This window comes from Streptomyces bobili (genome assembly GCF_002154575.1).
GTDB lineage: Bacteria > Actinomycetota > Actinomycetes > Streptomycetales > Streptomycetaceae > Streptomyces > Streptomyces bobili.
On record NZ_MUBA01000606.1, the window covers coordinates 1 to 238 of the forward strand.

Below are 238 nucleotides of genomic sequence, written 5' to 3' on the forward strand. Positions count from 1 at the left end.
GCACGTTCGTCGGATGCGAGCTGAAGCTCAAGCGGATGTCGGGCTGGAGGTCGATGAGCACGTTGACGATACGTTCGAACAGGACGGTGTACTCCGGGACGTTCTTGATGCCGCCGCCGATGAGCACCACCCCGAACGAGTGCCCGTCGAACAGTCGGCGCAGCTCGGCCTCAGCCTCGTCGGGGTCCAGGCTGACGTAGCCCGCCTCGCCGTCGATGCCGGTGGCCTGGAGCGCAGC

The 238-nt window shown here is 66.4% G+C and carries 1 pseudogene; it reads right to left on the bottom strand.

Annotated elements, in window-relative coordinates:
- Positions 1–238, bottom strand: a pseudogene (locus tag BZL64_RS39995) (hypothetical protein); the annotation flags it as partial.